Consider the following 9,065-nt stretch of genomic DNA (forward strand, 5'->3'; position numbering starts at 1 on the left):
TTTCACTAGATTACAAATTCATCAAAAAAGATTTCTCCCGTGTAGCAAAACCATCATTCAACTATTTAAGTGGTAATTCTTGCTATTTAAGAGAAATCTTACTAGTTCTATTCTGTTTCTTCTTTTCCTGGGAATGTTAGCGTAAAGGTTGTCCCTTTTCCAACTTCACTTTCTGTTTGAATCGTACCATGATGACTCTTCATTAATGAATGAACAATGGCTAATCCAATGCCGGATTCTCCATATTTCGTACTCTTTCTAGAAACATCCGCCTTATAAAATCTTTCCCAGATAGCTTCGACCTCTTTTTCATTAATTCCAATTCCATCATCAATAATTTGAACGATTGCATGATTATCTTCATTCCAACCTTTAATCAAAATATGACCCTTATCTGTAAATTGATTTGCATTCTTTGTCATATTTACTAAAATTTGAATAAAACGATCATAATCTGCATACACTGTAAAATTATCTGGACATTCATATTTCAATTCATTTTCTTTATTCGATGCAAGCTCTTGAAGTTGATCTACAACATTTCTTAATGCTTCTGCTCCATTGAAATTTTGTTTCACTAATACAATTTGATCCGAACGAATTTTTTCATAGTCTAGATTTTCATTGACTAAGCGAATTAAGCGTTGCGTTTCATTCGTAATTAATTCCAAGCTTCTCTCACGACGAGACTCTGGAATCATATGGTGAATTAAGCCTTCCAATAGTCCATTCATCGTTGTAAGTGGCGTTCTCATTTCATGGGCTACATCCATCATTAATTGTCGTCTTAAATTTTCTTGTCGTTCAATTTCTTGTTCAGATTTCTGTAATGACTCTGCCATCTTATTAAAGTCCATTACTAAATCATCAAATTCATCTCGTTTTTGAGTCGGTAGTGAAATATCATAATTTCCTTCAGCAATTTCGTGTGTCGCTTTTCTTAAGCGATTAATTCTTCTCGTTTGATAGTTGGCAAATAAGACACTCAGAATAACTCCTGCCACTGCTGCTGATGAAAATCCTACTAAAATTGAATTTCTTAATTCTGCCATTTCCGTTTCAATTCTACTTAATGGGCTAGAAATCGCAAGAAAGCCATTATAAGTTTGATTTTTAAAAATTGGATAATAAATCGTCACTAAATCAGCCGCTTCGCCCACAAAGTTATGTTTCGTTTGTTTCATATTAATGGCAGAACCATCTTGTAAATGTTGTAATTCATCATCCGTTAATGAGCTTTTTACATTTAATACCGTTGCTGGATAAGTCATTTTATTCTCTTTATCAAAAATCGCAACACCTAAATGTTCATCTTTCAATAAGGATAAGCTACTGCTAATTTCATCCGCTGTTAAGTCATGCACTAAAATTGCTTTTGCATATCCAAATAATTGTTGCGACCGTTGTAAGAAAATTTTATTGGTCATAACATTATAAAATAATAGCCCACAAACAACAACGGATACTAATACAACGGATAAGAAACCTACTAATTGTTGGTAAAAATATTTCATCTTCTAAATCCCACTATCATCAAATTTATATCCTACACCCCATACTGTTTGAATAACGTGAGGTCCTACTGCTTCAATTTTTTGACGTAATTTTTTAATATGTGCATCAATCGTACGTTCATCTCCAAAAAATGGATCTTCCCAAATCTTCGTTAATAAATGCTCTCTTGAGAAAACTTGACGGGGATGTTGTGCCATTAAAACTAATAAGTCAAATTCTTTTGGAGTTAATCCTTCAATTTCTACCCCATCAATAAAAGCTTCATGAGTTTTTGTATTAATGGATACATGAGTTGTTTCAATATCAAATTGACCTGAACTAATTGGGGCTTCACTAGAAGTACTACGTCCAATACGTCGATGTAATGCTTTAATACGAGCCATCATTGTTAATGGACTAAATGGTTTTGCTACATAATCATCGGCTCCAATTTCTAAGCCAATCACTTGATCACTTTCTGAATCTCTTGCTGTTAACATCACAATAGGTACTTGCTCATTGACTTGTCGAATTTGACGACAAATTTGCATGCCATCCATTGATGGTAAATTTAAATCTAAAATGACTAAATTCCATTTTTCTTGCTGATTCATAAAGGCATCATAACCTTCTTTTCCATCATGATAAAACTCTGCTGTCCAACCTTCTTTTTCAAAAAACATTTCCATCATTTCACAAACTGCTTCTGTATCTTCAATCATTAAAATATGCATCTTACTTCCTCCTTTTTGATTATCTCATCATTAGTATACCGTAATTTTATGAATCCGTTAACTAGAAAGTATGAAGATTTTATGAAGATGAAAAAAGAGACAACCGAAGTCGCCTCAGAATTTTTCAATTTATTTCGTTTGTATTATGATTTTTTGAAGAAGTTCCAACAAATGACCCCAACAATAATAACGAACACGACTCCCACAATCATCATCGCTCTATTATGTTCGACCGAAATTACCCCACATGGCTCTGGAGCTGAAATTCCACCCGTCCGTTCTATATATTTTTCATTTAAGTAAGTAGCTAAAACCTTTTGAGCTGTTTCGTATGGATAAAGCGTATCAAATTTTAATGTTCCTGCCTTACTCTTCATCTGAGTGTCTTCAAATGGTAGTGAGTGAATAAGCATGCGATACTCATTATCTGCTAACTTCACTAAAACAATTGGATCCATCATCACTTTTGTTGGTTGGATATAGTAAATAGCTTGAGGAGAGATTGATTGCTCTTTTAGCACCTTTTCTATTTTTTGTTCAAACGGTTCTTCTCCTTCTTCGTATTCACCGACGGAAGTAATATCCCATTTTCCAATTTGTTTTTCTTGTTCGGCAACGCTCTCTGCACTTGTCAATCCATTTGCTACAGCTTTTTTTGCTTCTTCTCTATCAAAATCCTTTACAATATCAAATCGAATCTCTATTTTGGGTTGACGATGAGTAGTTGGAACAAGCCAATAATACTCTGTCTTTTTCAATTCTTCTGCTAAACTTGCATCATCCATCTTAGAAACAGTTTCCAAAAATGATGCTTCTTCATACACTTTCACCGCTTTATCCCATTGAATATCTGAAGATAGAAATAATTGATTCAACCTCTCCTCTGATTTAGTTGCTAAGGTTTCAAATTCACTTTGACCAATATCAGAAGCCATATTCTCACTTTCCATTGCCAACGCAGTCGAACTTCCTAAAGTAAATACTAATAAACCAAATAGTAAAGTAAGCGTCTTTTTCATGTTATTTCCCCCATTCTTAATGAAACACCCTATTTTACAAACTCTATAAATCATCAACTTTTAGCAATTGAATTTTCCTTCATCATCCTCATAAAATTAGCAACATAACTTACAACTCTTGTTATAATACTTTTAATTTCTAAGTATTATTGTACTAGAACAACCACCGATGTGTAAACGATTACTTTTCAAAAACTAAAAAAAGAGCTGAGTTCATCCACTTAGCTCTTTCTCATATAAAGCAATCAATCTTATTCTTGTAATTTGAATCGTAAACTATTCAATTTTTCCATCTGTTCATCGCTCCATGGCGAACGTCGTCTGGAAATTTCTTGATATTGTCTCGATAATTGATCTTGTTTCTTCTTACTTCTTTGAATTTCTTTAAAAAATTCTCTTGCAGATTTTCTTAAAGCACCCTTTTGAAAAATGACCCATTGTTCCGCCAAATCACTCGTTGCTACAGACACTTGAATGACTTGCGTATTCATTTCGCTAACTGTTCTCTCAATATATTCATCTGCCGTTTCATCTTCTGCTGTAAAAATAACTTTCACTTGAGAAGATTCAAACGACTGAGTAATTCCTGGAACAAATTGTGCATCAAAAACAATCCACACTTCAACGTGTTCAAATTTTCTAAAATTGGCGCAATGATGGATGAGTAAATCACGAGCACTTTCTAAATCACCTTGTTTTTTTAAACTCACTAATTCAGGCCATGCACCAATCATATTATACCCATCAATGATATATAATTGTTTCTTCATAACTCACCTATTAATGACGAGAACGGAAAACTTCATACATCATTAAAGCACTTGCGACACTCGCATTCAAACTTTGAACATGTCCTGTCATCGGAATCGTAATCATCTCATCTACGGCATCTTTAACAATACGAGATACACCTTTTCCTTCATTCCCCATGACAATCGCGATTGGACCTTTTGTATTCCAGTGACGATAATCCGTCCCTTTCATATCTGTTCCAAACACCCAAACACCATGTTCTTTTAATTGTTCAATTGTTTGAGTTAAATTCGTCACACGAACAACGGGAACATGCTCGATAGCCCCCGTAGAAGCTTTCGCTACAGTAGAAGTTAAAGAAACACTTCTTCTCTTTGGAATAATAATACCGTGAACTCCCGTAGCATCTGCAGTACGTAAAATACTTCCTAAATTATATGGATCTTCAATTCCATCTAAAATTAAAATAAATAAATCTTCATTTTTCCCTTGAGCCTTTTCAAAAACATCTTCTAAAGTCGCATATTCATATGCTGCAATGGAAGCAACAACTCCTTGATGGACAACTTCACCAACAAGATCTTGTAATTTAGCTTTTGGAACATTTTGAATTTGAATACGATGTTCTTTTGCTAAATCAATAATCGGTGTAATTTCTTTTCCAGATAACGCTTCTTGAATCCATAATTTATTCACACGTTCTGGTTGTTGTAATGCTTCTCTTACTGCATGACGTCCATATACAAAATCTGTAGACTCTTGCTCATTCGAAGAACTTTCCGGTGTATATTTTGGACGAGGTGCTTTAGCCTCTTTTTTAAAGCCCTTTGGTTGACTTCCTTTTCTTCTATTCGAATTTTTTTCTTGTCTAGCCATATTTTTCCTCCACTTGTTGAATACACCATGCGATGACTTCCTCTAATCGATCTTTTTGTCCACTTAAATATAAATAGCCAATCATCGCTTCAAATCCTGTAGACATACGATACGTAATAACATCTGCATTTTTTGCCTTAGTATGACTTTTCGCATTTCTCCCACGTTTGAAGTATTCTAATTCTTCTTCTGTTAAAAATGACTCGCTGTCTAACATTTGTTGAATTAAATTTGCTTGAGCCTTGGCAGAAACATAACGAGTAGCTTCACGATGCAAGATATTTGGCTTCGTCTTTCCTGTTCTCAATACATGTTGACGAATATATAATTCATAAATTCCATCACCCATATAAGCTAATGTTAAGCCATTTAATAAATGCCAATCTTTAATGATTTCCATTATACTCTTCTCCATCTTGTTCCTTGAGCTGTATCTTCTAACACGATTCCTTGAGCTTTCAATAATTCTCTAATTTCATCGCTTCGTGCAAAGTTTTTCGCTTTTCTTGCTTCTAAACGTTCGTCAATTAATGCTTGAATTTCATCATCTACTAATTCTTCTTGAACTTCTTTCATTCCAAAAATCGCAAATAATTGTTCAGCTTTTTCTAATAATTTTTCTAAAATAACACGTGATACTGCTTCACGTTCTAAATAAACATTCCATTCTTTTACGAATTGATATAACACTGTCATCCCATTAGCTGCATTAAAATCATCATCCATTTCTTCTTGGAATTTACCTTCTAACGCTTCAAAACTAGCCCATACATCTTGGTCATCTTCTAATAATTCAACTGCCTGTTCTAAACGGTAACGTGTATTACTAAAAGTTGTTTGAATTTTTGACACATTAGCTGTTGCTTCTTGTAGTGAAGACTCACTGAATTTCAATGGTCTACGATAGTGGGCACTTGCTAGGAAGAAACGTAAAATTTGAGGATCAATTTCTTTAATAATATCGTGAACTAATACGAAATTACCAAGAGATTTACTCATTTTTTCTCCATCTTCCCCCATTGTTACAAAGGCATTATGCATCCAATAACGAGCAAACGGATGACCTGTTTTTGATTCACTTTGCGCAATTTCATTTTCATGGTGTGGGAAGGCTAAGTCTTGTCCGCCACCATGAATATCAATCGTATCTCCTAAATGTTTTGTCGCCATTACGGAGCATTCAATATGCCAACCTGGGCGTCCTTTGCCCCAAGGAGAATCCCAACTAATTTCACCTGGTTTAGCACTTTTCCATAACGCAAAGTCTAATGGATTTCTCTTTTTAGCATCATCTGCACTTTCCGTTCTTTGGCTAGCTCCTACTTGTAAATCTTGAATACTTTGATCACTTAATTTTCCATAATCTTTGAACTTTTCAGTGATGAAATATACATCTCCACCAGATTCATAGGCTGCTTCTTTTTCGACTAATTCTTTTACAAAGGCAATAATATCATCCATTGTATTCATAACGGTTGGATTTAAAGTTGCTTTTTTAACATTTAAAGCAGCTGTATCTTCATAAAAAGCTGCAATATATTTTTTAGAAACTTCTTCAGGGGTCATTCCTGTTTCATTTGCTGCTTTAATAATTTTATCATCCACATCTGTAAAATTAGAAACATAGTTCACATCGTAGCCACGGTATTCAAAATAACGACGGATAGTATCAAATGCAACCGTACTTCTTGCATTTCCAATATGGATATAATTGTAAACTGTTGGTCCGCAAACATACATTTTTACTTTGCCTGCTTCTAGTGGTTTAAATTCTTCTTTTTGACGTGTTAAAGTGTTATATACTTGAATCATAATTTCCTCCATATAATTCTGTGATTTCTCGTTCTTCTTTTGTATGAATTCGAACAACTTTAGCAGGCAATCCTACCGCTGTTGTATGAGCTGGAATATCCGTTAGCACTACTGCTGCTGCACCAACTTTGGCACCTTTTCCAATCGTAACTGGTCCTATGACTTGAACATGGGCAGACAATAATACTCCATCTTCAATGGTTGGGTGACGCTTTCCTGTTTGCTTTCCTGTTCCACCTAATGTAACACCATGGAACATCTTTACATCATCTCCAATAATCGCAGTTTCACCAATGACAATTCCCATGCCGTGATCAATAAAAAATCGACGACCAATTTGCGCTGCCGGGTGAATTTCAATTCCAGTAAAAAATCGACTAAATGTACTCAGCATGCGAGCAAGAAGTCTACATCGGCAAGTAGTATGTAACCAATGTGCTAGTCGATGCATCACAGTCGCATGATAGCCTGGATACGTTAAAATAATTTCTAAACTACTTCGTGCCGCTGGATCGTTCTTTTTATAGGTTTCCATATCCTCTTGAAAACGTCCCATCTCCTCACTCTCCTTTACTCGTACTATTTTTTTATTATAGCATATTTTCTACCTTTTTTTCGCTTTCTCAAATTAAGAAACTAAAAAAAGACTTTTCCATACAGAAAAGCCTTTTTATATTCTCTCATAGACTAACGGTCAAACAATTTTTTTACGAATGAAACATCAAAGCCCCTTGCCACATCACGAAAATCATCCTTGTATACATCCCTCATCAAAAAAGTAAAAAACAGAAAAATTATTTTCTGTTTTCATACGGCAATACTAGGTTCAAAATGACCCCTGCTAATGCACATAATGCTGTACCTGATAATGTCACAGGACCTAATTCTAAAATTGCTCCACCTAATCCTAACACTAGCATCGAACTCGCAATAATCAAATTACGCACTTCTCTAAAATCCACTTGCTTTTCAATTAACACTTTCAAACCATTACTTGCAATAACCCCATACAACATAATGGACATTCCACCAAGCACTGCATTTGGAATAGTAGAAATTAACGCTGTGAATTTTCCAAGGAAACTCAATCCAATCGCAAATAATGCTGCATTACGAATAACTGAAACACTCGCAATTCTTGTCATCCCTACAACCCCAGTATTTTCACCATAAGTCGTATTTGCTGGTCCACCCATAAATGCTGAAACTGAAGTAGCAATTCCATCTCCAATTAATGTACGATGTAAACCAGGATTTTTCAAAAATTGTCTACCACAAATTTGACTTAAAACAGTATGGTCTCCAATATGTTCTGCAATGGTTACAACAGCTACTGGTAAAATCACCCAAGTTTCAGGACCAAAATACCAATGGTATTCTTTGAAAAATCCATTTGTTGAAAATGGTAAATATAACTGTGGAATCGCAATCCAATCCGCTTTTAGCACTGGAGTAAAATCAACCAAACCAAGCAGTACAGCAGCAATATAACCTCCAATAATCCCAAATAGGAATGGAATAATTTTAAAAAATCCTTTTGCTTTTGTATTAATAAATGCTGTAATTAAGAATGTAATGACTGCTACGGTAATTTGTTGAATAGTCCCATCTTTAATAAAGCCTGCATTTGTCACTGCAGAATTTGCTAATCCTAAACCAATTACCATAATCATTGGTCCAATCACAATCGGTGGTAATAAACGATCAATCCATTTTGTTCCAATTAATTTAACCGCTAATGCTACTACTACATAAACAAGACCTACAAGAACAACCCCTGACTGAGCGGCTGAAACATCTCCATTCATTTGCTTCATCGCAAATGCCATCGCTGAAATAAATGCAAATGAAGAACCTAAGTACACTGGTACTTTAAATTGAGTTGCTACCATATAAATCAGAGTTCCTAAACCTGACGCAAATAATGCTACAGAAACAGGCATTCCTAAAATTAATGGCACTAAAATTGTTGCCCCAAACATTGCAAACACATGTTGCAAGCTTAGTAATAAGCCTTTGGCTAAAGGTGGATTTTGATCCACATCAAGTAATAAGTTGACTTTTGAAGTTTGTAACTCCATCATTCCCTCTTTTCCGGGCCTTTTTGTGCATACAAAAAAGCAACCCTATCAAATTTTGTTTGCAAAAGGGCTGCTTTCATATAGGAAAATTTTTTCTATGCATAAAAAATTTTCCTAGAAATATAAACTTGAACTATGATCGCCTTTTTCACCTCACGGGATGAATTTAAAAGCCCTCGCTATGCGAAAGTATACTAGACTTTTCACAAAATAACAAGTAGTTTTTTCGTTTATTTAAAAATTTGTCAAACACAAGTGATAATGTCTCAATTAAACACAAGTAAAAATGTCCCAAA

The 9,065-nt window shown here is 34.6% G+C and carries 9 protein-coding genes; all 9 read right to left on the bottom strand.

Annotation, left to right across the window (positions count from 1 at the left end):
* Positions 1 to 107: 107 nt before the first annotated feature.
* The 9 genes from RWM24_RS06880 to RWM24_RS06920 all read right to left on the bottom strand — a co-directional run bounded on the left by RWM24_RS06880 (position 108) and on the right by RWM24_RS06920 (position 8,769).
* Positions 108 to 1,514 carry a HAMP domain-containing sensor histidine kinase gene (locus tag RWM24_RS06880; protein WP_314112781.1) on the bottom strand — a complete coding sequence of 469 codons (1,407 nt, stop codon included), beginning with the start codon at positions 1,512 to 1,514 and terminating at the stop codon, positions 108 to 110.
* Between the two features lie 3 nt (positions 1,515 to 1,517).
* On the bottom strand, positions 1,518 to 2,228 hold the full coding sequence (locus RWM24_RS06885; protein ID WP_314112783.1) for a response regulator transcription factor: 711 nt from the start codon (positions 2,226 to 2,228) through the stop codon (positions 1,518 to 1,520).
* Positions 2,229 to 2,371: 143 nt separating this feature from the next.
* The gene (locus RWM24_RS06890; protein WP_314112785.1) at positions 2,372 to 3,247 is read right to left on the bottom strand and encodes a hypothetical protein; all 876 of its coding nucleotides are present in this window, start codon (positions 3,245 to 3,247) and stop codon (positions 2,372 to 2,374) included.
* 251 nt (positions 3,248 to 3,498) lie between these two features.
* Positions 3,499 to 4,017 (bottom strand): NYN domain-containing protein, encoded by a 519-nt coding sequence (locus RWM24_RS06895; RefSeq protein ID WP_314112786.1) that lies wholly within the window; start codon positions 4,015 to 4,017, stop codon positions 3,499 to 3,501.
* 10 nt (positions 4,018 to 4,027) lie between these two features.
* On the bottom strand, positions 4,028 to 4,876 hold the full coding sequence (gene rlmB / locus RWM24_RS06900) for a 23S rRNA (guanosine(2251)-2'-O)-methyltransferase RlmB (RefSeq protein WP_314112788.1): 849 nt from the start codon (positions 4,874 to 4,876) through the stop codon (positions 4,028 to 4,030).
* Positions 4,869 to 5,291, bottom strand: a complete 423-nt coding sequence (locus RWM24_RS06905; RefSeq protein WP_399539489.1) for a Mini-ribonuclease 3 — start codon at positions 5,289 to 5,291, stop codon at positions 4,869 to 4,871. Before RWM24_RS06905 ends, rlmB begins: the two co-directional genes overlap by 8 nt.
* Complete coding sequence (cysS, locus tag RWM24_RS06910; RefSeq protein WP_314112790.1) at positions 5,276 to 6,688, bottom strand: cysteine--tRNA ligase; 1,413 nt, start codon at positions 6,686 to 6,688, stop codon at positions 5,276 to 5,278. The genes RWM24_RS06905 and cysS overlap by 16 nt, the downstream gene beginning before the upstream one ends.
* Complete coding sequence (epsC, locus tag RWM24_RS06915) at positions 6,672 to 7,244, bottom strand: serine O-acetyltransferase EpsC (RefSeq protein ID WP_314112792.1); 573 nt, start codon at positions 7,242 to 7,244, stop codon at positions 6,672 to 6,674. Before epsC ends, cysS begins: the two co-directional genes overlap by 17 nt.
* A gap of 238 nt (positions 7,245 to 7,482) precedes the next feature.
* Entirely contained in the window at positions 7,483 to 8,769 is a 1,287-nt protein-coding gene (locus tag RWM24_RS06920; RefSeq protein WP_314112794.1) for a solute carrier family 23 protein, read from the bottom strand.
* Between the last annotated feature and the right edge of the window lie 296 nt (positions 8,770 to 9,065).

The sequence above is a fragment of the uncultured Granulicatella sp. genome, from assembly GCF_963516875.1.
In the GTDB taxonomy this organism is placed as follows: Bacteria; Bacillota; Bacilli; order Lactobacillales; family Aerococcaceae; genus Granulicatella.

Excerpts from the sequence above, each read along its gene's own strand:
- rlmB (WP_314112788.1), bottom strand. The coding sequence starts at position 4,876 with ATGGCTAGACAAGAAAAAAATTCGAATAGAAGAAAAGGAAGTCAACCA.
- cysS (WP_314112790.1), bottom strand. The coding sequence starts at position 6,688 with ATGATTCAAGTATATAACACTTTAACACGTCAAAAAGAAGAATTTAAA.
- RWM24_RS06890 (WP_314112785.1), bottom strand. The coding sequence starts at position 3,247 with ATGAAAAAGACGCTTACTTTACTATTTGGTTTATTAGTATTTACTTTA.
- RWM24_RS06920 (WP_314112794.1), bottom strand. The coding sequence starts at position 8,769 with ATGGAGTTACAAACTTCAAAAGTCAACTTATTACTTGATGTGGATCAA.
- RWM24_RS06895 (WP_314112786.1), bottom strand. The coding sequence starts at position 4,017 with ATGAAGAAACAATTATATATCATTGATGGGTATAATATGATTGGTGCA.
- RWM24_RS06905 (WP_399539489.1), bottom strand. The coding sequence starts at position 5,291 with ATGGAGAAGAGTATAATGGAAATCATTAAAGATTGGCATTTATTAAAT.
- RWM24_RS06885 (WP_314112783.1), bottom strand. The coding sequence starts at position 2,228 with ATGCATATTTTAATGATTGAAGATACAGAAGCAGTTTGTGAAATGATG.
- RWM24_RS06880 (WP_314112781.1), bottom strand. The coding sequence starts at position 1,514 with ATGAAATATTTTTACCAACAATTAGTAGGTTTCTTATCCGTTGTATTA.
- epsC (WP_314112792.1), bottom strand. The coding sequence starts at position 7,244 with ATGGGACGTTTTCAAGAGGATATGGAAACCTATAAAAAGAACGATCCA.